We start from the raw sequence: 25,044 nt of genomic DNA, 5'->3' as shown, positions 1-25,044 counted from the left end.
GCGGGCGCCCGACCGGACGCCCGCCCCCTTGATGCTCACCTCGGTGCTACGGCAGGACCTTCTCGATGGACACGCTGCCGAGGCCCGCGACGGTGCCGCGCGCGTTCACCAGCTGGACCTGGCCGAAGAAGGACCGGCCCTCCGGCGCGGGGGCCGCGGCGGTGACGGTCGCGGAGACCGCCGTCGAGGCCCCCGTGGCCAGCTTCACCGGCGTCGTCTCGTCGACGCCGACCGTGCCGAGCGAGGACGAGAAGAACACGTCCAGGTAGTCGTACGCGGTCGTGCCGGCCGGCACCGAGTAACCCGCGACCTCGATGGTGTACGTCCCGGCGGCGGGCGACGGGATGGACACGGCCTCGTTGGAGTCACCGTCGGCCTGCTGCGCGACCTGGTTGCCGGCCGCGTCGTACACGGTCAGGTCGAGGTCGGCGGAGGCGTCGGAGACACCGCCGATGGAGACGTCCAGGGACTTGGCGCCCGCGGGCACCTCGACCGTGGTCGTCTGGTTCTCGTGGTCCGCGATGGTCGGACGGGCCTGCTTGGAGGAGCCGAGCGGGCCGCCCACCAGCTTGCCGTCGACGGCGGCGAAGTTGTTCGTCACCTTCCAGGAGACGGGGGCCGGGGTGCCGACCTTCGCCTCGGGCACGGTCACGGTCGCCGGGTCGAAGGCCGCGCCGAACACGGTGACGTCCAGCTTGTACGGGTTGTCGAGCAGCGGCGACGTGCGGCGCGACTCGACCTCGATCTCCCAGACGCCGGGCTGCGGGTCGGTGTACGACCGCGCGTCGGGCCGGCAGCCGTTGCCGTCGAGGTAGTTGTTGTAGCAGTAGATGGTGGCGCTGTCCTCGACGGCGACACCGTACGGGTGGATCGAGATGAACCGGGTCTGGCTCTTGTCCTTGAGCCCGCCGATCGCGACCTCCAGCGACGACGCGCCCTCGGGCACGGTCACGAAGTAGTGCTGCGAGCTGTTGCGCTGCACGGTGCTCTTGGCGGAGAACGTGTGCGCCACCGGCGTCGACACGACGACCGTGTTCAGGACCAGCTTGTCGGTGCCCTCGGTCTTCGGGTCGTCGACCTCGAGGATCGCGCTCTTGATGCCCGCGGACTTCGGAGCGGCCTGGATCCTGACGGTCACCGGCTTGTTCAGCGGCAGCTTCACCTCGTCCGAGCCGACGATCCGGAAGGCGCCGGCCGCGTTGTTCTCGAGGTGCAGCTCGTGCCGGATCGCCTTGTCGGCACCGGTCGTACGGGTGATGGTGACGTCGTACGTCTTCTTCTGACCGGCCTTCAGACCGCCCTCGCGGTCGTAGATGCCGGTGCCGAAGCCCGGCGTCTTCAGCGCGGCGTCGAGCGCGGTGTCGACCGGGGCCTTGACCGTGTACTCGTGGGCGGTGGCGCCGTCCTCGATGGCCTCCCAGGCGTCCACGATGTTGATGGCGCCCGCGCCCTCTTCGTAGGCCTGGAGGCCCTTGATGTGGTCGGCGGTCGAGGTGAGCGCCGTGCGCAGGTCGGCCGGCGTCAGCTCGATGCGCTTCTGCTTGGCGGCGCTCAGCAGCAGCGCCGAGGCGCCCGCGGCCTGCGGGGACGACATCGACGTGCCCTGGAGCATCCCGTAGCCGGCCGGCAGGGTGTAGCCGGACTCGGCGACCGGGGCGCCCGGCAGCCAGGTCTGGATGGTGTTGATCGCGGCGCCGGGGGCGACCAGGGTCGGGGTGAAGCCGCCGTCCTCACGCGGGCCGCGCGAGGAGAAGGGCAGCAGCGCGTACTTCTTCGTCACCTGCGAGCCGTAGTTGGCGGCCCAGGTCTCCTTGGAGATGGCCGCGCCGACCGAGATGACCTTGTCGGCCAGGCCGGGGTCGCCGACGGTGTTGGCGCCGGGGCCCTCGTTGCCCGCGGAGATCACCAGCTGGACGCCGTAGGTGTCGATGAGGCGCGTGTACATCTCGGCGCGCGCGTTGTTGCCGTCGTTCAGCGCCGGGAGGCCGCCGATCGACATGTTGACGATGTCGACACCGCGGTTGACGACGAGGTCGATCATGCCCTCGGTGAGCGCGACGTTGGTGCAGCCGGGGCCGAAGACGCAGGCACGCGAGGAGACGATCTTCGCGCCGGGGGCCGCGCCGTCCATCTCGCCGCCGAACAGGCCGTTCGCGGCGGTGATGCCGGCGACGTGGGTGCCGTGCTCGCTGGCGATGAGACCGATGTTGGCGAAGTCGGCCTTCTTGCCGACCCAGTCGCCGCCGTACGGGTCCATCGGGACGTCCTTGCGGACCTCGACGACGAACGGCTGCCGCTCGGCGACGTCGGTCGACGGGTCGTCGGTGCCGAAGTACCCGATCTGGTAGCCGTCCTTGTACGGCTTCATGGCGGTGTCGTCGGTGAAGTCGCCGTTGGCGTTCACATCGACGGTGACCGTGCCCGCGGCGGCGTCGTACAGCACGCCCCAGGAGTCGGTGGTGTCGCCGTCGCGGTTGACGTCGCCCTGGGCGTCGCCGCCCGCGGTGGCCGACTCGCGGAACAGGTTGATCGAGTGGGTGCCCGCCGGTGCGGTCCAGGTGCGGCCGCCGTAGGTGAAGGTGGGCCCGGAGACCGAGTTCACCATGGCGCGCCAGCTCGCGTCGCCGTCCAGGATCGGGTCGGTGGCGGTGACCCAGTCGACGATCTTGCGCTCACCCGTGGTGGTCTTCTGCAGCGCGGGGTGCGCGAGGTCCACGCCGGAGTCCAGCACACCGATGGTGATGCCGCGGCCGTCCGCCTTCGGGTGGTCGTCCACGAAGTCGACGGCGCCCGTCTCGAAGGACGGGTTGTACGGGTTCTCGGCGGGCGTCTTCCTGTTCGGCGCGGGGTAGGTCTTCGCGCTCGAGGTGCCGCCCGCGCTCTTGGCGGCGTCCGCGGTCGGCGTCGGGTCGTCGAGGACGATCTCCTGGCGCAGGTCGATCGCGCGCACCGAGGACAGCTTCGTGGCGGCGGCGATGGCCGAGTCCGCCTTGCCGGTCGGGACGGTGGCGCGGACGTAGCCGAGCTTGTCGTAGGCCAGGCCCACGGAACCGCCCTTGACCGCGTCCAGCTCTCCGGCGACCTGCTCGGTCTGACCGGGTGCCGTGGCGACCATCAGCGTCACGTTCTTGTCGCCGGCGGCCTTGGCCTCGGCGAGGAGGTCGGCGTCGTCGGATCCGAGCTTCTCGGCTGCGGACTTCACGCCGGGGTCGGCGGCGGCCGGGGCCTGGTCGGCGGAGAAGGCCAGGGGTATCGGCCCGGCCGCGGACAGCGCTGCCACCAGACCGGCGGCCACGGCTATCCGGACCACGCGTCTTGCGCCGGGTATCGGTTCGCGCTGGGGGGTGTGGGTCATCGGCATCCCTTGTAGGTAAAGGAACGAGCGTCGCGCGACCGGGCCGTTCCTGCCTGATCGCGAACGTCCGGAACGCGGTCCCGGACGATCGCACAGCCTTGTCCAAGGGACAGTCTTTTGGGGATAGTTGACCGAATCGATATGGATGTATGGGGAAAACCCTCTACGAGTCACCCGTGCAAGGGTTGTGGCCCGTCCGTGTGACGGGGGCCCGGTGTCCGCGTCTTCGTGCGGGCCGGTCAGGCGTCCTTCGTGCGGGCGTAGTGGCGGGACGCCTTCGCGCGGTTGCCGCAGCCGGCCATCGAACACCAGCGGCGGGTGCCGTTGCGCGAGGTGTCGAAGAAGTGCAGGACGCATGCCTCGTGCGCGCAGCCGCGGATCCGGTCGGGCGCGGTGGCGAGGAGTGCCAGGTAGTCGCGGGCGGCCAGCCAGGCCGGCCCCCAGGACTCGTCCGCGAACTCTGCTCGTTCGCCGGGGCCTTCGGCGGTGAGGGTGGGCCGGATGCGCCCGTGCTCCAGCACGGCGTCCACTTCGGCGGTGGCCGCCTCGCGCGTCGCCGCGTCGCCCGTGGCCCCGCCGGCCGCGGTGGGCCCGTCCACGGCCGCCTTGAGCGCGTCGCGCGCCCGCAGGACGTGCCGCAGGGTGGCCGCGTCCGCGGTGAACCGCCCGTCCAGTCCGTTCGCGGCGAGCCACACCGCGAGCCCGGCCGTGTCGGTCAGCAGGTCCTGGAGGGACCCCTCCCGCATCCAGCGCGTGTTGAGCAGGTCGAGCGCGAGGGGCTCGCCGGTGAGGGGGCGCGGGTCGGGGGTGGTGGTGGGCATCGGAACTCCTTCCGCACTAACCACCGAAGAGTACGTGACCGGTTGACGCGACCTCTTCTAACCTCTAACGTGATGAACAAAGGTTAGAACTGTTGAGCTGTTTCCGTCGAAGGGGACACCCGTCATGACCCTGCGCACCGGCCACATCGGCCTGAACGTCACCGACCTCGACCGCTCCCTCGCCTTCTACCGGGACGTCCTGGGCTTCGCCCTCGTCGGAGAGGGCAAGGAGGAGGGCCGGCGGTACGCCTTCCTCGGTGACGGCGACCGGTTCGTCCTCACCCTCTGGCAGCAGGCGCAGGGGCCGTACGACGGAGCCCGCGCCGGACTGCACCACCTCGCCTTCGAGGCCGACTCGGTCGAGCGGGTCCGGGAGTACGAGGCGGCCCTGCGGGCCCACGGCGCCGACTTCGCCCACGAGGGTGTCGTCGCCCACCACGAGGGCGCGGCCTCCGGCGGCATCTTCTTCCACGACCCCGACGGCACCCGGCTGGAGATCTCGGTGTCCGACGGGCTGGACGGAGCCCCGGCGCCCGGCGACGCGTCCGCTCCGACCTGCGGCTTCTTCTAGGCACGGATCAGGTCATGGACCTCTACCACGCAGGCTCGCGCACCCTCCAGGACCGGCTCGGGGTGCGTGACCTCGCCGACCACGTCGGCCGGTCCGTCGGCGAGGGCATCCGGTCCGTCGCCGCCGCCTTCCTGGAACTCCAGCCGCAACTCGTCCTGGCCGCCGCCGACCCCGCGAGCGGCGCCGTGTGGGCCTCGGTGATCACGGGTACGCCCGGCTTCGTGCGGGCCACCGGGCCCCGGCAGATCTCCGTCACGGGAGGGGCGGCCCCGGCCGACCCGCTCGCCACGGCCCTCACCACCCCGCACACCCCCGTCGGCACGATCGCCCTGGACCCGCGCACCCGCCGCCGTATGCGCCTCAACGGGCGGTTGCGGCCCACCCCGCGCGGCTTCGCCGTCGAGGCCGACCAGGTGTTCGCCAACTGCCCCAAGTACCTCCAGAGGCGGGAGACCTACGACACGGTGTCCGGCCGTCTTCCCGGTGCGCCCCGGCGCGGCACCGAACTCACCCCGGACCAGGACGGGTTCGTCGCCGCCGCAGACACCTTCTTCCTCGCCAGCGTCCGCGAGGGCGGCGCCGACGCCAGTCACCGCGGCGGCAACCCCGGCTTCGTACGGGTCGTCTCACCGGGCGAACTGGCCTGGCGGGACTACCCCGGCAACGCCATGTTCCTCAGCCTCGGCAACCTCACCGCGGATCCGCGCGCCGGACTGCTGTTCCTCGACTGGACGACGGGCCGCACCCTCCAGATCACCGGGGAGGCCCGCACCGAGTTCCGCCCCGACGGCGAGCGCACGGTCCGCTTCACCGTGACGCACACCGTCGACACCCCCGCCGCGCTCCCCCTGCGCTGGTCCGCACCCGAATACTCACCTGCCAACCCGGACCCTGGCCGCTAACGTCTCGGTGTGCGCAAGAAGTTGAGGGTGGCGGCCTACGCCGTGTGCGTCCGGGACGGACAACTGCTGCTGGCCCGTTCGCCCGCGCCCGACGGCACCCCGGAGTGGGTGCTGCCCGGCGGCGGCATGGAGCACGGCGAGGACCCGCACGACACCGTCGTCCGGGAACTGGAGGAGGAGACCGGCTACCGCATCGAGGTGACCGGTCTCCTCGGCGTGGACTCCTCCCACCGCACCTTCCGCCAGGGTGGCCTGCGCGGCCCCGTCGACCACCACGGGGTGCGGATCGTCTACGAGGGCCGGGTGACCGGCGGCGAACTCCGCAACGAGATCGGCGGATCGACCGACCTGGCCGCCTGGCACGACCTGACGGCCGTACCGGAACTGACCCGGGTCCGGCTGGTCGACGTGGCGCTGAAGCTGTGGCGCGAGCGGCCCGTGAACGGGCGGGTGTCGGTGCCGCCGGAGGCATGACGCAGCGCGGTGCGCGACCTCGGCCCGCTACGCGAGGAGGGGCCGCCGGGTCGCACCCGATGGCCCCTCCTCTCCCCTCCTGGTACCGCTCCGGTCCGTCACTACCGGGGCAGCACCACGACATACGCCGCCGGATCGCGGTCCCCCGACGCCATCAGCGCCGTGCGCACCACCGCCGCCTGCTGCTCCATCCCGTCCCGGAGCTTCCTCGGTGTGATGTACACGACCGTGATACCCAGCCGCTCCAGATGCTCCCGCTTGCGGGCGTACTCCGACCAGAGCGCGTCCTCGTCCTGACGCGGGGCCCGCGTGTCCAGCTCCACCGCCACCGCCTGCTCCGGCCAGTACGCGTCCAGGCCCCCGAGGTGCGGGCCGCCCGGCAGCCGCAGGTCGACGTTCCACACCGGGTCCGGCAGGCCGAACTCGCGCACCATCGAGTAGAGGCGTTCCTCGGCGATCGCCCGCCCCTCGGCCAGCAGCGAGTCCACCGCGTCCACCACGTGCGGCCGGCTCAGCAGCTTGGCGTTGCTCAACTCCCGTACGACCGTCGCCGGTTCGCAGTGCCCGTCGCGCACCGCCTCCGACAGCAGCCGCCGTACCGCACCCGCGTCCGTCAGCTGGGACACGGCGTCCGCCAGGGCGCGTGGCACCGGCGCCACCGGAACCCCCGTGGCCTCCTCGGGAGCCGGCAGGGACGCGGCGCGCAGGACGTGTGCGCAGCCCGTCGAACGCAGCCGGCGCAGCCGGGGCACCAGGACGTCGATGCGGTCCAGCGAGAGCAGCGGCGGCGCGGAGGTGAAGCCGTGCAGGGTCAGCGCCGCCAGCCCCGTGATCATCGCCTCGCGGTACACGGGCCGGTGCGGCTGCCCCGGCTCCGGCTGGGTGGGCACCCCGGGCGCCGTCACCTCGCGGGCCGCGTACAGCAGCACCGCGTGCAGCCGCTCCTCGCTGGTCGGCGGCCCGGGGTGCAGCAGGTACACGCCCGGCAGGAGCTGCTGCCAGGGGCCGCCGGACCGGCACTGCTCGTCCGTCTCGGCCGGTGACACGCCGTGCGAGCGGAGCTGGGCCGTGGTCAGTAGCCGCCGCTGCACCTCCGAGAGGTGACGCAGGGGACGGGCGGTGGCCTGGGGCAGGGGGGTGTTGTGGTTCATGACCCGGAGATTCCCGTCCCTGATCCCTCCTGTAACCGCTGTTACACGCTCGTCGACAAATCCGGACAAGCTCGTCCTAAAGGATGGGTGTTCGGGTGCCGAGTAGGCGCCGAAAACCCCTGGTCCATTCGGTGGGAGCCAGGGGTTACGGGTCGGATTGACGGAATTCCGTAACGGTCACCGTCCGCCGGATCTCGGGCCAAAGGTCGGGCGGTGCCGGTCGGGATCGGCCGCCGTCAGCCGGTGCCGGCCCCGCCCGCCGCGTCGCACGCCTGTCCGCGCAGCCCCCGCGCAAGGTCGTCCCGCGCCTCCAGCACCAGCCTGCGCAGGGCCGGCGGCGCCGACTCGTGCGCGGCCAGCCACGCGTCCGTCGCCGCCAGCGTCTCCGGGGAGTCCAGCAGGGCCGGGAACAGGCCCTTGACCACGTTCATCGCGATCTGGATGGACCGCTGCTCCCAGATCCGCCCGATCACCGCGAAGTACTTCTCCGCGTACGGGGCGAGCAGCGCGCGCTGCGAGGGCTGCTGGAAGCCCGCGATGGTCGCCTCGACCAGCGCGTTGGACAGCGCGTCCGACTCGACGAGCTGCACCCAGGCCTGCGCCTTGACCGCCGCCGACGGACGGGCGGCGAGACAGCGCACCTGGTGCCGCTTGCCCGACGCGGTGTCGTCACGGGCCAGCTCCGCCGCCAGGACGCCCTCGTCGGCGCGGCCGTGCGCGGCCAGCGGCTCCAGGAACGCCCAGCGCAGCTCCTGGTCCACCTCCAGACCGTCGATCTCCGCCGAACCCTCCAGCAGCCCCCGGAGCAGGTCGAGGTCGGCCGGGCCGGACGCCGCCGACGCGAAGAACCGCGCCCACGCCAGCTGGTGCTCGCTGCCCGGCTCCGCCGACCGCAGCTCCGCCAGCGCGCCCTCCGCGAGCAGCCGCTCGCCGGCCGGCCGCCAGTCGGGCGCCGCGTAGTGCACCAACGCCGAGTCCGCCCACGCGTGCAACATCTGGAGCACGCCGATGTCGCTCTCGCGCCCCGCGAACCGCAGCACCAGCTCCACGAAGTCCCGCGCGGGCAGCAGCGCGTCCCGCGTCATGTTCCACAGCGCCGACCAGCACAGCGCGCGGGCCAGCGGGTCGGTGATGTCCCCGAGGGACTCCCTGAGCGCCGCCAGCGAGGTCTCGTCGAACCGGATCTTGCAGTACGTCAGATCCTCGTCGTTGACCAGGATCAGCTCCGGCGCCTCCGCGCCCGCCAGCTCCGCCACGACCGTCCGCGGCCCCTCGACGTCCGCCTCGGCACGCGCGTAGCGCACGAGACGCCCGTCGACCCGCCGGTACAGACCGATGGCCACCCGGTGCGGCCGCAGCTCCGGGTACGCCTCCGCCGCCTCCTGGAGCACCGCCAGCTCGTCGACCCGGCCCCCGGCGTCCAGCAGCACCTGCGGGGTCAGCGAGTTCACCCCGGCCGTCTGGAGCCAGGACCGCGCCCATACGGCCATGTCCCGGCCGCTGGTCTCGCCCAGTACCGACAGCAGGTCGCCCAGGCGGGTGTTGCCGTAGGCGTGCCGCTTGAAGTAGCGGCGGGCGCCCTCCAGGAACGCGTCCTGGCCGACGTACGCCACCAGCTGCTTCAGCACCGAGGCGCCCTTGGCGTAGGTGATGCCGTCGAAGTTGAGCTTGGCGTCCTGGAGGTCGCGGATGTCGGCGGTGACCGGGTGGGTGGAGGGCAGCTGGTCGGCCCGGTAGGCCCATGCCTTGCGGCGGTTGGCGAAGGTGATCCAGCCGTCGGTGAAGCGGGTCGCGCCGACCAGCGAGAAGGAGCCCATGAAGTCCGCGAAGGACTCCTTCAGCCACAGGTCGTCCCACCACTCCATGGTGACCAGGTCGCCGAACCACATGTGCGCCATCTCGTGCAGGATGACGTTGGCCCGCGCCTCGTACGACGCCTGTGTCACCTTGCCCCGGAAGATGTACTCCTCGCGGAAGGTCACCAGACCCGGGTTCTCCATCGCCCCCAGGTTGTACTCGGGCACGAACGCCTGGTCGTACTTCCCGAAGGGGTAGGGGTAGTCGAAGTGGTCGTGGAAGAAGTCCAGGCCCTGCTTGGTGACGAGGAAGACGTCGTCGGAGTCGAAGTAGGGCGCGAGTCCCTTGCGGCACAGGGCGCCGAGCGGGATCTCCAGCGTCGAACCGTCCTCCAGCTCGCGCGTGTAGGAGTCCGTCACGTAGTGGTAGGGGCCCGCCACCACACAGGTGATGTACGTCGAGATCGGCTTGGTCTCCGCGAACCGCCACACGCCGTCCGCGCGCTCGCCGGTGCCGTTGCTCCACACCACCCACTCCTCGGGCGCCCGCACCTCGAAGCGGAACGGCGCCTTGAGGTCGGGCTGCTCGAAGCCCGCGAACACACGGCGCGAGTCGGCCGGCTCGTACTGGGTGTAGAGGTAGACCTCGCCGTCCTCGGGGTCGACGAAGCGGTGCAGGCCCTCGCCGGTGCGCGAGTAGGCGCACCGGGCGTCGACGACCAGCTCGTTCTCGGCGGCGAGGTCGTCGAGCTGGATCCGGGATCCGTCGAAGACCTCGCCGGGGTCGAGGTCGCGGCCGTTGAGGGAGACGGCCGTCACGCTCGGCGCGATCAGGTCCGCGAAGCTGGACGCGCCGGGCTCGTTGCAGCGGAAGCGGATCGTGGTGACCGAGCGGAAGGTGCGCGGCTCACCGCCCTCGTCGCCGCCTCCCTCGCCGCTCGCGTCGCCGATCGCGGAACGCACGTCGAGGGACACGTCGTACCCGTCGACGGACAGCAGTGCGGCCCGCTCCCGGGCCTCGTCACGGGACAGGTTCTCACCGGGCACGGGCGGTACTCCCTCGATGTGTCTGCGCAAGGGCGATGTGCCCGCGCAAGGGCTGTGGACAGCACCGATCCTGCCATGCGCCCCTGACGCCCGGCAGCGGGGAATGACCGGTGCGGGCCGTGGCGTTCACCAGGGAAACCGTTCCTCCTGAGGAGAGACATGTCGCAGAAGACCCCCGTCGACTTCTGGTTCGACCCGCTGTGCCCCTGGGCCTGGATGACCTCCCGCTGGGTGCTGGAAGTGGAGAAGGTCCGTGACATCGAGGTCCACTGGCATGTGATGAGCCTGGCCGTGCTCAACGAGGACAAGCTCGACGAGCTGCCCGAGGAGTACCGGGACATGCTCGCCACCAAGGCCTGGAAGCCCGTCCGGGTGGTGACCGCCGCCTGGCAGAAGCACGGCGCCGAGGTCCTCGGCCCGCTCTACACCGCGCTCGGCACCCGCTTCCACAACAACGGCGAGGGCCCGACCCTGGAGGCCATCGCCGGCGCTCTCGAGGACGCCGGACTCCCCGCCGACCTCATCGAGTACGCCGAGCAGGAGAACTTCGAGTTCGAGGCCGAGCTGCGCGCCTCCCACAAGGAGGGCATCGACCAGGTCGGCCAGGAGGTCGGCACCCCGGTCATCGCCGTGCCCGGCGCCGACGGCGAGCAGATCGCCTTCTTCGGCCCGGTCGTCACCCCCGCCCCCAAGGGCGAGGACGCCGCGCGGCTGTGGGACGGCACCCTCGCGGTCGCCTCGGTGCCCGGCTTCTACGAGATCAAGCGGACCCGCACCAAGGGCCCCGACTTCAGCAACCTGTAAACCCCGGCCCACCGACGTGGATGCCCCCGCGAGCCGCGCCCGCGGGGGCACCATGGTCTACGGCCGTCGCAGCAGGCCCCGGTCCAGCGCCACCACCACCGCCCGGGTCCGGTCGTTGACGTCCAGCTTGGCGAACAGGCGCAGCAGATGCGTCTTCACGGTGGCCTCCGTGATGACCAGCCGGCGGCCGATCTCTGCGTTGGTCAGCCCGTCGGCCACCGCGTTCAGCACCTCGCTCTCCCGCGCGGTCAGCGGGTCGTGCACCGGGCGCCGCAGCCGGGCGACCAGCTTCTCCGCCACCCGCGGCGCCAGCACGGTCTCCCCGCGCGCCGCCGCCCGGATCGCGTCGACGAGCTGCTCGCGCGTGGTGTCCTTCAGCAGATATCCGATGGCCCCGGCCTCCACCCCTCGCTCGATCTCCGCGTCGGTGTCGTACGTCGTCAGGATCAGCACCCGGGTGCGCGGATACCGGGCGACGATCTCGGTGGTGGTCGCCACCCCGTCCAGCACCGGCATCCGCAGGTCGACGAGGGCCACGTCCGGGTCGTACCGCTCGACGAGGTCGAGGGCGGCCCGTCCGTCGCCCGCCTCGCCGACGATCTCGATGCCGTCCTCACCGGCCAGCAGCGCGATCACCCCCGCCCGCATCACCGTGTGGTCGTCGACCACGACCACACGCAGTCCCGCCTCGCTCATGCCGTCCCCTCCGTGCCCCCGGCGAGGGGAACCGTCGCCAGGATCCTCGTCCCGTCGCCGACCGAGCTGGTGACCGTCAGCCGCCCGCCCAGCTCCGCCAGCCGCTTGCGCATCCCGTCCAGACCGAACCCGGTGGACTCCTCCACCACGAACCCGGTCCCGTCGTCGGTGATCTCCAGCTCCACCCCGTACGGCAGCCGCGCCAGGACCACCCCGACCGTGGAGGCACGGGCGTGCTTGCGCACGTTGGCCAGCGACTCCTGCGTGCAGCGCAGCAGCGCGATCCGGGTCTGCTGGTCGCACTCCGGGTCCGCCAGATCGGCGTCCACGGCGAGCCCGGTGTCCTCGGCGAACCGGTCCAGCACCCGGCGCAGCGTACCGGCCACCGACCCCGCCGCCACCTGCCCCTGACTCCCGCCCGAGCCCACCAGCTCCCGGGCCTCCGCGAGGTTCTCGCGGGCCGTCGACTCGATCGACCGCAACTGCTGGGCGCTGCGCCCCGGATCGGCCGCCAGCCCCGCCCGCGCCGCCTCCGCGAGGACCACGATGGACGCGAAGCCCTGCGCCAGGGTGTCGTGGATCTCCCGCGCCAGCCGCTCCCGCTCGTCGGCAGCGCCCTGCCGCTGGTGCGCCGCCGACAGCTGGGCCTGCGCCCGCTCCAACTCGTCGATGAGCCGGGCCCGTTCGGTGCTCTGCTCGACCACCGAGTGCGCCCACAGGCCGATCAGCACCCCGACCGCGACGACGATCAGGGTGGACACGGCCGTCTCGCCGAGGAACTCCGCCGACCAGCCCAGCTGGAGCCAACTGCCCAGCAGGGTCGTGAAGGTGGCGAGCCCGAGGAACCCCATGGAGATCCTCGGGGTCCGCCCGAACATCCAGTAGTGCGGCAGCGTCACCATGAACAGCGCCGCATAGCTGGTGCGCAGATACGCCAGCCCGCCCAGCGCGAGCGCCAGCACGGCGAGATAGCCGTGCGGGCGGACGATCCGGTTGCCGGGGAAACGGTCGAGGAGCGCGTAGCCGAGCACCACGCAGCCCAGCAGGCCGAGCGCCCCGTACATCTCCCCGCCGGGCCGGCCCATCGCCGCGATCCCGAAGGCCATCGCGGCGAACAGCACCCAGCACACCGTGTTCCAGCGGCGCAGGGACGTGGCCCAGAAGGTGGCGGCGGAGGGGCCGGTCAGCGCGGTCATACCGGTCAACGTACGTCGACCGCCGCCCGCTCCGGAGCCGTTCGGCCCCGCGGGGCCGGTGCCGCGGGCCGTACCGGCCACCAGGTGCGCTCGCCGAGCAGCAGCATCGCCGACGGCAGCACCAGGATCCGTACGACGAAGGCGTCCAGCAGGACGGCCGCGGCGAGGACGAAGCCGATCTGCTTCATCTCGATGATGTGCAGGAAGACGAAGCTCACGAACACCGTGGTCATCACGACCGCCGCGCTGGTCACCACGCTCGCCGAGCTGCGGATCCCGTCGAGCACCGCCTGCCGGGTCGGGGCGCCGGCGAGGACGGCCTCGCGGATCCGGCTGACCACGAACACCTGGTAGTCCATGGACAGGCCGAACAGGATCACGAACAGGAACAGCGGGACGCGCGAGCCGATCGACCCGGTGGAGGTGAAGTCGAGAAGCCCTTCCGCCCACGTCCCCTGGAAGACGAGGACGAGCAGGCCGAGCGAGGCCGCCGCCGACAGCAGGTTCAGTACGACGCCGATCAGGCCGAGGACGACCGAGCGGAACGCGTAGAGCGTCATCAGGAACGTGACCAGGAGCAACGCCCCCAGCACCAGCGGGAGTTTGCCGTTCTGGTGGGCCGGATAGTCGGCGTAGCGGGCCACGTCGCCGCTCACGCCGTACTCGGCGCCGGGGACCCGGCCGACCGTGGCGGGCAGGTAGGTGTCCCGCAGGTGGTCGAGGGAGGCGTGGGCCTCGTCGGAGTTGCCGAGGTGGGGCACGTTCAGTTCGAGGGTGCTGGTGCGGTGGTCGGCCGAGCCGCGCAGCCGGGATGTGCCGGTGAACAGCGGGTCGGCGTCGGCCCGTTCGGCCAGCTCGCGCAGGGCGCCGGTGACCTGGGCGGCACGGGAGGCGTCGGCGCGGACCACGACCTGGTGGGTGACGCGCCGCTCGGGGAACGTGTCGTTGAGCCGGTCGTACACCCGCATCGCGGGGATGTCGCGGGAGTGCGTGTCGCGGCTCATCTCGGTGATGTGCAGCCCGGCCAGCGGGACGACGAGCGCGAGCAGGGCGAGGACGGACAGGCACAGGGTGGCCAGCGGATGCCGGGCGGCGGGGCGCAGCAGTGCCGTCCAGAGGCGGCCGCCGCCGGTGGCACGGGTACGCCGGGCCGGCTTTCCGCGCGCGGCCCGCCGCTCCGCTCGGCGCTCGGCCCGCCGGCCCAGCACGGTCAGCAGCGCGGGCAGCGCGGTCAGGGAGCTGGCCACGGCGACCAGGACGACCACGACGGTGCCGGTGGCGAGGGAGGAGAAGATGACGTCCGACGCCAGGTACAGGGTGGCGGTGGAGGCGACGACCGCGAGCCCGGAGACCACGACGGCCCGGCCCGAGGTGGCCGCCGCCAGCTCCACCAGCGCCTCGGCGCTCAGCCGGCCCTCGCCGCGGGCCCGCTCCTCGCGCTCCCGCTTCAGGTGGAAGAGTGTGTAGTCGACGCCGACGGCGAGACCGATCATCAGGATGACGTTGGTGCCGACGCCCGCGTCGGGGGAGAGGTGCGAGGCCACCATCGACAGGCCGACGGCCGCCGCGATCGAGGACAGCGCCAGCAGCAGCGGTACGGCGGCCATGGTGAGCGAGCCGAAGACGACCAGCAGGGTGAGCAGGGTGACCGGCAGCGTGATCTTCTCGGAGAGGGCCAGGTCGGCACTCCGCTGGGCGTCGACCCCCTTGCTGATGGAGGGACTTCCGGTCTCCTCCAGGAGCAGGCCGGGATGGAGCTCCTGGACGGCGGCCGTCTGCGCGGTCAGGGCGTCGACCTTGTCCTTGGCGTCCCGTTCCTCGCCCTTCAGCGCCACCTCGACCAGCAGGGTCCGGCCGTCGGCGGAACGGACGGGCGCGGCGACGTCCGCCACGTCCGGGAGCCGTTCCATGCGGGCGGTGAGATCCCGTACGGCCGCCGCCGAGGCCCGCTCGTCCAGGGCACCCGACCGGGCCGAGATCAGCACCTGCTCGGTGGATCTGCGCTCCAGCAGGCCCTCGGCGGCCAGGGCCTCGGCGCGGCCGGCCTCGCCGACCCGGTAGTCGGCGGTCCGGGCGCTGTTCGTGCCGACGGCGCCGCCGACGCCCAGGCACAGGGCCACGAACACCAGCCAGCCGACGATCGCCCGCCAGGGGTGCCGGGCACTGCTCCGTGCCATGCGCACAGTGAGTGAGTTCATGCCCCAAAGCCTTGTCGGCGGGGGCGGTCGGCCGACAGAGGTGACCGGTGGAACCCGTCGTCCACCGATCGGTTGACCTGAGGGAGCGGGAAACCCCCGCGAGTCACGTCCTCGCGGGGGTCTCCTTCCTTCCGCCCGCCGTCGTGAAGGGTGAGAAGACGATCACGAGGCGGGACGTTGAGCGGCGCCCTACGGCACGAGCAGCAGCACGTCGGCGCGGGACTTCGCGGCCAGGTAGCGGCGCTGTACGTCCTGCCAGTTGACGACCTGCCACATGGCCTCGATGAAGTCGACCTTCTGGTTCTTGTACTGGAGGTAGAAGGCGTGCTCCCAGGCGTCGAAGACGAGGACCGGCACGGAACCCTGGCCGACGTTGCCCTGGTGGTCGTAGACCTGCTCGACGATCAGCCGGCCACTGAGGGGCTCGTAGGCGAGGACGCCCCAGCCGGAGCCCTGGGTGGTCGCGGAGGCCTTGGTCAGCTGGGCCTTGAACCCGGCGAAGGAGCCGAAGGACTCGGTGATGGCGTCCGCCAGCTCGCCCACGCCGTCCGCCGCGAGGGGCTCGCCGCCGCCCTCGCCGGTCATGTTCTGCCAGTAGACCGAGTGCAGGATGTGCCCGGAGAGGTGAAAGGCCAGGTTCTTCTCCAGCCCGTTGACCGAGCCCCACAGCTCCTTGTCCCGCGCCTCCGCGAGCTGCTCCAGCGTGTCGTTGGCGCCCTTCACATAGGCCGCGTGGTGCTTGTCGTGGTGCAGCTCGATGATCTCGGGGCTGATCACGGGGGCGAGCGCGGAGTAGTCGTACGGCAGTTCAGGAAGCGTGTAGACGGGCATGGCGGGGTTCCCCTCCGAACCTTATTGCAATGAGGTTGCAAGTGCAGGTTAGCAACAACAAGGATCCCACGGGCAAGCAGGACGCAGGCAGACGGCCGGCCGTGGCCAACGGAAAGGCCCCCACGTGTCGCTCACGTGGGGGCCTCGCGCCTGACGACCGTCTCAGAGCTTGGCGCGTGTCCGCTGCCAGGCGTGTCCGCCCAGCGCCAGCGCCGCCGTCATCGCGCCCGTCGAGTACAGCTGCACCCGTGTGCCGGGCTCCCGAGCCATCAGGACGAAGATCGCCGCCATGCCGGCCAGCGCGATCCACGTCAGCACCGGGAACGCCCACATCCGCACGACCAACTGCCGCGACGCCTCGCGCTCCAGCCGTCGGCGCAACCGCAGCTGCGACACCGCGATGAAGATCCACACGACGAGGATCACCGCGCCGATCATGTTCAGCAGCCAGGCGAAGACGTCGTCGGGCCGCCAGTAGCTGAGCAGCACGCAGCCGAAGCCGAACACGCACGACACCAGCACGGCCGTGCGTGGGACCCCGCCCGACACCCGGCCCAGCGCCTTCGGCCCCTGCCCCCGCTCCACCAGCGAGTAGGCGATCCGCGAGGAGCCGTAGATGTTGGCGTTCATCGCGCTCAGCAGCGCGGCCAGGACGACGACGTTCATGAGCTGACCGGCGCCCGGGATGCCCAGCTGGTCGAGCGCGGCGACGTACGGGCCCTTCTCGACGACCGCCTCCGAGTCCCACGGGACGAGGGTGACGACGACCGCCATCGAGCCGATGTAGAACAGCGCGATGCGCCACATCGCCGTACGGACCGCGCTCGCCACGCCCTTGACCGGGTCCTCCGACTCGGCCGCCGCGATGGTGACGGTCTCCAGGCCGCCGTACGCGAACACCGAGGCCAGCAGGCCGACGACCAGGCCCTCGCCGCCATGGGGCAGGAACTCCGTCAGATGCGAGGTGCCGGGGGAGTCGGTGCCGGGCAGGACGCCGGCGATCGCCAGCACGCCCAGCACCAGGAACAGGCTGATCGCGCCGACCTTCAGCGCCGCGAACCAGAACTCGAACTCGCCGAAGTTCTTCACGGCGGCCAGGTTCGCCCCGCAGAACACCACCATGAACAGCGCCACCCACGCCCACTCGGGCGTGCCCGGCAGCCAGCCGGTGACGATCTTCGCCGCGCCGATGCCCTCCAGGCCGACGGCCGTGCACAGCAGGACCCAGAACGACCATCCCGCCGTGAAGCCCGCCCAGGGGCCGATCGCCCGCTCGGCGTGCGCCGAGAAGGAGCCGGAGGAGGGATACGCGGCCGACATCTCGCCCAGCATCCGCATCACCAGCATCACGAGGAGGCCGGAGAGGGCGTAGGCGAGGACGATCGAGGGACCGGCGGCGGCGATGCCCGCCCCGGAGCCGATGAAGAGGCCGGCGCCGATGACGCCGCCGAGGGCGATCATCGACAGATGGCGTTGCTTGAGGCCGTGCGAGAGGGAGACGTCGTCGGACTCCGGGGGAGTCCCGACCGTGGTGCTGGGCATGGGCGCGGCTCGTCCAATGCGTGAGAGGGCAAAAACGCCCACAGTCTGGGCAGCCCGTTCGCTCACCGAACGGACTGCCCACTATCCGGACACATCCGGAACGGGCTGTGTCTACGCCGCTACGGAGGTGTAGTGCGCGGCGTCACCCTCCACCGGCCGGCTCTCCCGGCCGTCGATGCCCACCGGGACGTCACCGGCCACGGTCACCCGGTGCAGCCGGCGCGGCCGCCGGTCGTAGTTGTCGACGGCGTAGTGCTGGGTGATGCGGTTGTCGAACAGGACGAGCTGGTTCGGCGACCAGCGGTGGCGCAGGATGTTCTCCGGCCGGGTGACATAGGACTGGAGCAGGTCCAGGATCGTGCGGGACTCGCCCACCGACAGCCCGACGATCCGCTGCGCGAACCCGCCGATGAACAGCCCGCGCTCACCGGTCAGCGGATGGACGCGGACCACCGGGTGGGCGGTGCGGTACTTGATGGACGTGAACCGGGCGCGCTGGGCGGCCCGTTCCTCGTCGATGTCCTCGGCGGGCACCGCGTAGTCGTAGTCGTTGGTGTGCTCCGCCCACAGCCCGTCCGCCAGCCGCCGCAGCGGCTCGGGCAGCTGCCGGTAGGCCGCCGCCGAACTGGCGATCAGCGTCTCGCCGCCGTACGGCGGGAGGGTGAGGCTGCGCAGGGTGCTGGCCTGCGGCGGGTTGAGGACGAAGGTGACGTCGGTGTGCCAGTGGTTGGCGCTGCCCTGCTCGCTGTCGACGGGCAGCACGTTCGGGGCGCCGTCGACGGCGGGCACGGTCGGGTGGGCGGTGGTGAGGTCGCCGAAGTGGCGGGCGAAGGTCTGCTGGCCCTCGTCGTCGAGGTGGACGTCGTCGAAGACCAGCGCCTTGTGGACGTTGAGCGCCTCGCGGAGCGCGGCGACCGTCTCGCCGTCCAGCGGCTTGGAGATGTCGACGCCGAAGACATGGGCGCCGATGTGCGCGGTGACCTTGCGGAGGTCGAGGGTCATGACAGGACGTCCTTTCAGACGAGGGCGGGAGCGGGGGCGGCGGCAGGGAACCGGGTGTACTGGTTGGCGGGGCGCGGGAGGCCGTACCTGTCGCGCAGGGTCCGGCGGGGGCCGTACTCGGTGCGGAGCAGACCGCGGGCGCGCAGCAGCGGGACGACGTGGTCGACGAAGGAGTCCAGGCCGGAGGGCAGCAGCGCGGGCATGATGTTGAAACCGTCGGCGGCACCGCGCGTGAACCAGGTCTCGATCGCGTCGGCGACCTGCTCGGGCGTCCCGGTGAAGGTGAGGTGCCCGCGCCCGCCGCCCAGCCGCCCGATCAGCTGCCGCACGGTGAGCCGCTCGCGCCGGGCCAGCTCCACCACGAGCGTGTAGCGGCTCCTGGCGCCCTCGATGGCGTCCTCGGGCGGCAGATCCGCGGGCAGTTCCGCGTCCAGGGCGAGTGTGCCCGGCTCCAGCTGGAGGAGCTGCTCCAGCCGCCGGACGCCGTGCGCGTGCACGATGTGCTCCTCCAGCTCCCGCTCGTGCGCCCGCGCCTCGGCCTCCGTGGAGCCGATCACCGGGACGATCCCCGGCAGCACCTTGATGTGGCCGGGGTCCCGGCCCGCCCGGACGGTCCGTGCCTTGAGGTCGGTGTAGAAGGCCTGCGCGTCGGCGAGGGTCTGCTGCGCGGTGAACACCGCCTCCGCGTACCGGGCGGCGAACGCCTTGCCGTCCTCCGAGGAGCCCGCCTGCACCAGCAGCGGGTAACCCTGCGGTGTGCGGGGCACGTTGAGGGCCCCCTCGACGCTGAAGTACGTTCCCTGGTGCCGGGGCGGGTGGATCTTCGTGTCGTCGCCCCAGACGCCGGCCGCCTTGTCGGCGACGATCGCGTCGTCCTCCCAGCTGTCCCACAGCTTCAGCGCCACGTCGAGGAACTCGGCGGCCCGTGCGTACCGTTCGGCGTGGGCGGGCTCCGCGTCGAGCCCGAAGTTGCGGGCGGCCTCGGCACCGGCGGTGGTGACGATGTTCCAGCCGGCCCGTCCGCCGCTGACGATGTCCAGCGAGGCGAACCTGCGGGCCAGGTTGTAGGGCGAGTTGTAGGACGTGGACGCGGTGGCGATCAGGCCGATGTGCTCGGTCGCCGTGGCCAGCGCGGTCAGCAGCGTGAGCGGCTCCAGCGCCCCGGCGGGCCGCTGCGCGACCGTCCCCCACAGCTGCGGCCCGTCGGCGAGGAACAGCGAGTCGAAGGTGCCGCGTTCGGCGATCCGCGCCAGGTGGACGTAGTGCGCGAGGTCGACATGGGCGTACGGATCGCTCTCGGGGAGCCGCCAGGACGCCTCGTGGTGGCCGGTGTTCATCAGGAACGCGTTGAGGTGGAGTGTTCTCGTGGTCACTGGTGGTCCTCCGTGACGCCCAGGGCGGCGAGCAGCCGTTCGCGGTATTCGCCGAGCAGCGGGTCCCGGTACGAGCGCGGGTGCGGGCGGTCGATGGTCAGGTCGAGGCCGATACGGCCCTGGTCGAGGACGAGGACCCGGTCGGCGAGCACGATCGCCTCGTCCACGTCGTGGGTGACGAGCAGCACGGACGGCCGGTGCCGCTCCCACAGTTCCCGCAGCAGGGCGTGCATCCTGATGCGGGTGAGGGCGTCGAGCGCGCCGAACGGCTCGTCCGCCAGCAGCAGTTCGGGCTCACGCACCAGGGAGCGGGCCAGCGCCGCACGCTGGGCCTCGCCGCCGGACAGCTCGTTGGGCCAGGCCCGCTCACGGCCCGCGAGACCCACCTCGGCGAGCGCCTCCCGGCCCCGCTCCCCGGCCGCCTTGCCGTCGAGCCCGAGCAGGACATTGGCCAGCACCCGCCGCCAGGGCAGCAGCCGGGAGTCCTGGAAGACGACGGACACCCGCTCCGGGGCAGTCAGCCGCCCGCTCCCGGTCACCTCGTGGTCGAGTCCGGCGACGGCCCGCAGCAGGGTGCTCTTGCCGGACCCGCTGTGCCCGAGCAGGGCCACGAACTGCCCTGCGGGGATGTCCAGGTCGACGCCGTCGAGGACGGTACGCCCCTCGAAGGACCGGGTGAGGCCCTCCAGCCGTACGGCGGTACGGGTCAGTTGCTCAGTGTGCGGCGCCATGACAGCACCCTCCGTTCGACGAGACGGACCACGCTGTCGGAGACCAGGCCGAAGACGCCGTAGACGACCAGACCGACGAGGATGACGTCCGACTGGCCGTAGTTCTGGGCCTGGAACATCAGATAGCCGAGGCCGCTGGTGGCGTTGATCTGCTCCAGGACCACCAGCCCCAGCCATGACCCGGTGACCCCGAGCCGCAGCCCGACGAAGAAGCCGGGCAGCGCGCCGGGGACGACGATCTCCCGGATGAAGGCGAGCTTCGACAGGCCCTGCACCTCGGCGAGTTCGACGAAGCGGTGGTCGATGCCGGACAGTGCGGCATGCGTGTTCAGGTAGATCGGGATGTAGACGACGATGGCGATGATCGCGATCTTGAAGGTCTCGCCGATGCCCAGCCAGAGGATGAACAGCGGGATCAGACCGAGCGTCGGGATCGCCCGGTTGAGGTTGACCGTCCCGTCGATCAGCGCCTCCCCGGTCCGGGTCAGCCCGGACGCCAGCGCCAGCAGCACCCCGGCGGTCAGCCCGATCGCGAAGCCGGACCCGGCCCGTTGCAGCGAGGTCAGGACGTCATCGGTCAGCGTGCCGTCGGTCCACAGGCGTACCCCGGTCTCCAGCACCGTCCAGGGCGCGGGCACGGCACCGGGGTCGAGCCGCCCGGCGGCCGAGGCGGCGGCCCACAGGGCGAGCAGCAGCAGCGGTCCGCTGAGCCGGGCGGCGGGCAGACGTTTGCCGGGGGCGAGCCCGCGGCGACGGGTGCGGGGCCGCTCGTCGGCGACGGCAGCGGGGACGGTCCTCTCCGAAGGAGCGGTGGTCACGGTGGTCGTGGTGGTCGTGGTCATGGCGGTCACTTCCGGTACTCGGCCGGTACGGACGCGGCGGCGATGCCCTCGAAGCGGTGGTCGAAGAGCGTGCCGACGTCGAAGCTCTTCACGAAGCCGCCCTCGGCGAGCAGATCGGCGGTCTCCTGCTCCCAGGCGATCGCCTCCGTCCAACTCGGCGGGAACAGCGGCTTGTTGGCGAGGGCGGTGATGGACCGGGCCTGGGGGAGCGTGAGGTTCTGCGTCTTGACGTAGAACTCCTCGTTCCAGACGTCCGGGTGCTCGTACTGCCAGACCTGGCCCTGCGCCCACCGCGGGACGTACGCGGCGACCGCGGCCGCCTTGGCCCGGTCGTTCAGCACGGAGACCGGCGCCCACAGCAGGCTGAGCAGGTCCACGACATCGGTGGTGATCGTGCGGGCGCCCTTGGACTCGTACTGCGCCAGGTACGCCGGTGCCTGCGTGTTGCCCAGCGGGGCGATGTCGACCTGGCCCGACTGGAGGGCGGTCAGGAACTGGTTGCTGGTCAGCGGGACCAGGTCGACGTCGTCGTACTCCAGGCCCGCCTTCTTCAGCGCCCGCAGCAGGACGACACCCTGCGCCTGCCCCTGCGAGAAGGCGAGTTTGCGGCCCTTGAAATCCGCGATGCTCCGGATGTCGCTGCCGGGCTTGGTGGCGAAGAGATAGTTCGGCTTGCGCGTGATGTTGATCGCGACGATCTTCGCGTCGAATCCCTGGTAGTGCGCCTGGATCGGCGGAATACCCGCATTGTTGGCGACGTCGAGGGACTTCGCGCGGAACGCGTTGATGACATCGGGACCGGCCCCGATGTTCAGCCAGCCCGACACCTTGAACGGCGGATCGGGCAGCTTCGCCAGCTTGAACTGGAGCTGCTGGACATTCTGGTAGGAGGCGATCTTCAGGCTGGTGCCGGCGGGCACCTTGTCGGCGAGCGGGGCCGTCGACGCCCCCTCGGACCCGGCGGCCGCACTGCTCTCGGCGCAGCCGCTCAGCCCGGCGGCAGCGGCGGTGACCCCCAGCAGCGAGGTGAGGAAGAGGCGCCGGTCGACACCGGACGCACGGGAAACGGGCATGACGGGACTCCCTGAGGGAAAGGCAGGACAAAGCGCCGTACGAAGGCGGGAAAGCGTGCGTGATTCCGGGCCGGAAAGGGCCCGCGAAGGGAATTCACGCAGGAGAAGATGAGCGCTCGGGGCGCGTCAACGCGTCAGCAACAAAGGGTGCGACAGCTCATGAGGAAGATGCTCCTGTTCCCGGACCGTGCCTGTCAACATCCGGAGTTTTTGAATTAATTCGGCTGAGGTGGGGCGGCCGGGGAATCCCCGCGCAACAGGTTCAGCGGGTCCCGGTACAGCACGTCCAGGGCCACCGCTCCGCCCGCCACCGCGAGCACGGCGTCCGGAAAGCTGGTCGGCGACACCGACGCCGCCCGCTCCGCCCCGACCTCCGCCCGCAGCGCGGCCAGACAGTCCGCCCGGAACATGGCCCCCACCTCGGTGACGACCACGCTCTCCGGGTTGAGCACGTCCAGCAGCAGCCCGGCCGCCCGCCCCGTCATCCGCGCCCGCTCCAGCAGCAGCCGTACGGCAACCGCGTCACCGTCGGCGGCGGCGGCGACCACGTGCATCGGGTTCGTCCCGTCGATCAGCCCGGCCGCCCGTGCCCGCCGGCACAACGTCCGCTCGCTCAGTTCCACCTGGAGGCAACCGGTGCGCCCGCAGTCGCACGGCTCGCTGCCGCCGGCCAATGGCAGATGGGCGATGGCGCCCGCCTGCGAACGCGGCCCGTGATGCACCTGGTCATGGGTGGCGAACGCCGCGTCGACCACGTTCCCGACGAACAGGTGCAGCAGACTGCGGCTGCCGCGCGCCCGCCCGAACAGCCGCTCCGCGTTGACCAACGCCCGCGCGTGCCCGTCCACATGGACCGGCAGCCCCGTACGAGCGCCGACCAGCTCCCGCACCGGCACGTCACGCCAGCCCAGCAGCGGATGTTCGACGACGGTCCCCGAATCCCGGTCCACCCAGCCGCCCACGGCCACCCCCACCCCCAGCGGGCGGCGGCCGGACCCCTCGGCGCACAGCGCGGCCAGCCCCTCGGCCGCCCGCGCCAGCACCCCGGCCGGCCCGGTGCCGCGGTGCTTCAACTCCCGCCGCGCCAGCACCCGTCCCCGCAGATCGAGCAACGCGACCGTCGTGTACGGCACGGCCACATGCACCCCGCCCACCACGAACCGCGTGCCGTCCAGGTCCACGGGGACGTGCGGCCGGCCGACGCCGTTGCTGCGCCGCGGCAGATCGGCCTCCCGGACCAAGCCGAGCCCGGCGAGGCGCGCGCAGTGGTCGGTGACCGAGGCGGGGGACAGCCCGGTCAGCCGGGCGATGGTGCTGCGCGCCACCGGCCCGTGCTCCAGCACGGACCGCAGGATCACACTGGCGCTCGTACGCCGCCGGTCACGGTCGGCGGCACGGGGAACGGGGTTGAAGGCAAGGGGAACTGTCGCGGTACGGGGCATGGAGATTCCTCACGGGCCGGTCCGACACTGCGCCGTCGTCGTACGAGGCGCCACGGATCGGCTCCGCCCGCCTCAGACCGGAGGGCGACAGGCGGCCGCGCCCACGCGTCGCAGATCGACGTGGCGACGCGACGAGAAGTTCAGGGCCTGGGCAACCATGCGCCCGAAGCTAACAAAGCCGCCGACGTCTGCCCAGACGGCGACCGACGGGTGAGACGGCGGCGGCCCGCTGCCGGGACGGCTGCCCGCGCGCCGCCGAGACGCCGGTCGGTCCGATGGGCGAAACACCACAGACGCCCGCCACACCCCCCGCGTTGCCGTCGCCACGGCACCTCAGTGACCAGGGTCACGCCGCACCGCGTGTAACCGCCAACCTTTGTCCGGAGCCCACCAAGCCCCCGCTCGCCCGTTTGTCGACCACTGACGGTGATCGGGCCGAGTCCCCTGGGATAGCGTCACGGTGTCCCGAACCGCACCTACCTCGCGGAGTCCCCATGAGCACCGCCGCCACCCCCGTCAGCCCCGGACGGGTCCTCGCCGACCTGATCCCGGCCTCCCGTGTCCGGGATGTCACGCTCGTGCTCGGCGGCGCCGCGCTCACCGGACTCGCGGCCCAGATCGCGGTCCCCGTACCCGGCTCCCCGGTGCCGGTGACCGGCCAGACCTTCGCCGCCCTGCTGGTCGGCACGGCCCTCGGCGCCCGGCGCGGCTTCCTCTCCCTCGCCGTCTACGCGCTGGTCGGCATGGCGGGCGTGCCGTGGTTCGCGGAGGGCGGCTCCGGGGCGGGCGCGGTCTCCTTCGGCTACGTCCTCGGCATGATCCTCGCCTCGACGGTGGTCGGCGCCCTGGCCCGCCGCGGCGCCGACCGCTCGGTCCTGCGCATGGCGGGCACGATGCTGGTGGGCGAGGCGATCATCTACGCGATCGGCGTGCCCTACCTCGCCTACGCCGCCGACATCTCCGCCTCCGCCGCGATCGCGGCCGGACTGACGCCCTTCCTGATCGGCGACGCCCTCAAGGCGGCCCTGGCGATGGGTCTGCTGCCCACCGCGTGGAAGCTCGTCAACCGCTGAGCCGAGGGAAGTTCACCGGAGAGGGGGGGCGGGGGGCCCCAGGGGGGGCACCCGCCGACCCGAGACCGAGGGCACCCCCGGCGGGGGCGCCGAGGCCGACGGCGCGCGGCGCGCGCAGGGGCAC

General features: G+C 71.9%; 20 protein-coding genes. 5 read left to right on the top strand and 15 right to left on the bottom strand.

What is annotated here, in order from left to right; translation table 11 throughout:
* Nucleotides 1–46: 46 nt before the first annotated feature.
* Nucleotides 47–3,355 carry a S8 family serine peptidase gene (locus ACFWJX_RS14855; RefSeq protein ID WP_383241985.1) on the bottom strand — a complete coding sequence of 1,103 codons (3,309 nt, stop codon included), beginning with the start codon at nucleotides 3,353–3,355 and terminating at the stop codon, nucleotides 47–49.
* A gap of 239 nt (nucleotides 3,356–3,594) precedes the next feature.
* On the bottom strand, nucleotides 3,595–4,176 hold the full coding sequence (locus tag ACFWJX_RS14850) for a CGNR zinc finger domain-containing protein (protein ID WP_383241982.1): 582 nt from the start codon (nucleotides 4,174–4,176) through the stop codon (nucleotides 3,595–3,597).
* Nucleotides 4,177–4,300: 124 nt separating this feature from the next.
* Here ACFWJX_RS14850 and ACFWJX_RS14845 point away from each other — a divergent pair, with 124 nt between their 5' ends.
* The 3 genes from ACFWJX_RS14845 to ACFWJX_RS14835 are packed head-to-tail and all read left to right on the top strand — an operon-like array spanning nucleotide 4,301 to nucleotide 6,123.
* On the top strand, nucleotides 4,301–4,747 hold the full coding sequence (locus tag ACFWJX_RS14845) for a VOC family protein (RefSeq protein ID WP_383241979.1): 447 nt from the start codon (nucleotides 4,301–4,303) through the stop codon (nucleotides 4,745–4,747).
* Nucleotides 4,748–4,761: 14 nt separating this feature from the next.
* Nucleotides 4,762–5,649 carry a pyridoxamine 5'-phosphate oxidase family protein gene (locus ACFWJX_RS14840; RefSeq protein WP_383241976.1) on the top strand — a complete coding sequence of 296 codons (888 nt, stop codon included), beginning with the start codon at nucleotides 4,762–4,764 and terminating at the stop codon, nucleotides 5,647–5,649.
* A gap of 9 nt (nucleotides 5,650–5,658) precedes the next feature.
* Nucleotides 5,659–6,123 (top strand): NUDIX hydrolase, encoded by a 465-nt coding sequence (locus ACFWJX_RS14835; protein WP_383241973.1) that lies wholly within the window; start codon nucleotides 5,659–5,661, stop codon nucleotides 6,121–6,123.
* Between the two features lie 101 nt (nucleotides 6,124–6,224).
* On the opposite strand, the gene ACFWJX_RS14830 is transcribed toward ACFWJX_RS14835, so the two are convergent.
* On the bottom strand, nucleotides 6,225–7,274 hold the full coding sequence (locus tag ACFWJX_RS14830) for a hypothetical protein (RefSeq protein WP_383241970.1): 1,050 nt from the start codon (nucleotides 7,272–7,274) through the stop codon (nucleotides 6,225–6,227).
* A 236-nt stretch (nucleotides 7,275–7,510) separates the two neighbouring features.
* The gene (gene pepN / locus ACFWJX_RS14825) at nucleotides 7,511–10,117 is read right to left on the bottom strand and encodes an aminopeptidase N (RefSeq protein WP_383241967.1); all 2,607 of its coding nucleotides are present in this window, start codon (nucleotides 10,115–10,117) and stop codon (nucleotides 7,511–7,513) included.
* Nucleotides 10,118–10,276: 159 nt separating this feature from the next.
* Between pepN and ACFWJX_RS14820 the strand changes: the two genes are divergently transcribed.
* Nucleotides 10,277–10,921, top strand: coding sequence for a DsbA family protein (locus ACFWJX_RS14820; protein WP_383241964.1), 645 nt, complete (start codon nucleotides 10,277–10,279; stop codon nucleotides 10,919–10,921).
* Nucleotides 10,922–10,978: 57 nt separating this feature from the next.
* Here ACFWJX_RS14820 and ACFWJX_RS14815 read toward each other — a convergent pair whose 3' ends face one another.
* The 11 genes from ACFWJX_RS14815 to ACFWJX_RS14765 form a co-directional block, all read right to left on the bottom strand.
* A complete protein-coding gene (locus ACFWJX_RS14815; protein WP_383241961.1) occupies nucleotides 10,979–11,617 on the bottom strand; it encodes a response regulator in 639 nt (212 codons plus the stop codon).
* Nucleotides 11,614–12,813: a sensor histidine kinase gene (locus ACFWJX_RS14810; RefSeq protein WP_383241958.1), complete on the bottom strand. Its 1,200-nt coding sequence runs from the start codon at nucleotides 12,811–12,813 to the stop codon at nucleotides 11,614–11,616. Before ACFWJX_RS14810 ends, ACFWJX_RS14815 begins: the two co-directional genes overlap by 4 nt.
* Nucleotides 12,814–12,818: 5 nt before the next feature.
* Nucleotides 12,819–15,011 carry an MMPL family transporter gene (locus tag ACFWJX_RS14805; RefSeq protein ID WP_383241955.1) on the bottom strand — a complete coding sequence of 731 codons (2,193 nt, stop codon included), beginning with the start codon at nucleotides 15,009–15,011 and terminating at the stop codon, nucleotides 12,819–12,821.
* Between the two features lie 189 nt (nucleotides 15,012–15,200).
* The gene (locus ACFWJX_RS14800; protein ID WP_383241952.1) at nucleotides 15,201–15,842 is read right to left on the bottom strand and encodes a superoxide dismutase; all 642 of its coding nucleotides are present in this window, start codon (nucleotides 15,840–15,842) and stop codon (nucleotides 15,201–15,203) included.
* 162 nt (nucleotides 15,843–16,004) lie between these two features.
* Entirely contained in the window at nucleotides 16,005–17,384 is a 1,380-nt protein-coding gene (locus ACFWJX_RS14795) for an amino acid permease (RefSeq protein WP_383241949.1), read from the bottom strand.
* Between the two features lie 111 nt (nucleotides 17,385–17,495).
* A complete protein-coding gene (locus ACFWJX_RS14790) occupies nucleotides 17,496–18,386 on the bottom strand; it encodes a TauD/TfdA dioxygenase family protein (RefSeq protein WP_383241946.1) in 891 nt (296 codons plus the stop codon).
* Between the two features lie 14 nt (nucleotides 18,387–18,400).
* Nucleotides 18,401–19,759: an LLM class flavin-dependent oxidoreductase gene (locus ACFWJX_RS14785; protein ID WP_383241943.1), complete on the bottom strand. Its 1,359-nt coding sequence runs from the start codon at nucleotides 19,757–19,759 to the stop codon at nucleotides 18,401–18,403.
* Nucleotides 19,756–20,490 carry an ABC transporter ATP-binding protein gene (locus ACFWJX_RS14780; protein WP_383241940.1) on the bottom strand — a complete coding sequence of 245 codons (735 nt, stop codon included), beginning with the start codon at nucleotides 20,488–20,490 and terminating at the stop codon, nucleotides 19,756–19,758. Before ACFWJX_RS14780 ends, ACFWJX_RS14785 begins: the two co-directional genes overlap by 4 nt.
* The gene (locus ACFWJX_RS14775; RefSeq protein WP_383241937.1) at nucleotides 20,466–21,341 is read right to left on the bottom strand and encodes an ABC transporter permease; all 876 of its coding nucleotides are present in this window, start codon (nucleotides 21,339–21,341) and stop codon (nucleotides 20,466–20,468) included. The genes ACFWJX_RS14780 and ACFWJX_RS14775 overlap by 25 nt, the downstream gene beginning before the upstream one ends.
* Nucleotides 21,338–22,405: an ABC transporter substrate-binding protein gene (locus ACFWJX_RS14770; RefSeq protein ID WP_383241934.1), complete on the bottom strand. Its 1,068-nt coding sequence runs from the start codon at nucleotides 22,403–22,405 to the stop codon at nucleotides 21,338–21,340. The genes ACFWJX_RS14775 and ACFWJX_RS14770 overlap by 4 nt, the downstream gene beginning before the upstream one ends.
* Nucleotides 22,406–22,620: 215 nt before the next feature.
* Nucleotides 22,621–23,847 (bottom strand): ROK family protein, encoded by a 1,227-nt coding sequence (locus ACFWJX_RS14765; RefSeq protein ID WP_383241931.1) that lies wholly within the window; start codon nucleotides 23,845–23,847, stop codon nucleotides 22,621–22,623.
* A gap of 494 nt (nucleotides 23,848–24,341) precedes the next feature.
* Here ACFWJX_RS14765 and ACFWJX_RS14760 point away from each other — a divergent pair, with 494 nt between their 5' ends.
* Nucleotides 24,342–24,920: a biotin transporter BioY gene (locus ACFWJX_RS14760; RefSeq protein WP_383241928.1), complete on the top strand. Its 579-nt coding sequence runs from the start codon at nucleotides 24,342–24,344 to the stop codon at nucleotides 24,918–24,920.
* The last annotated feature ends 124 nt before the right edge of the window (nucleotides 24,921–25,044 follow it).

The organism is Streptomyces sp. NPDC058335, assembly GCF_042723915.1.
GTDB lineage: Bacteria > Actinomycetota > Actinomycetes > Streptomycetales > Streptomycetaceae > Streptomyces.
The sequence above is the reverse complement of the archived record's forward strand: the minus strand, read 5'-3'. Positions and strand labels throughout refer to the sequence as shown.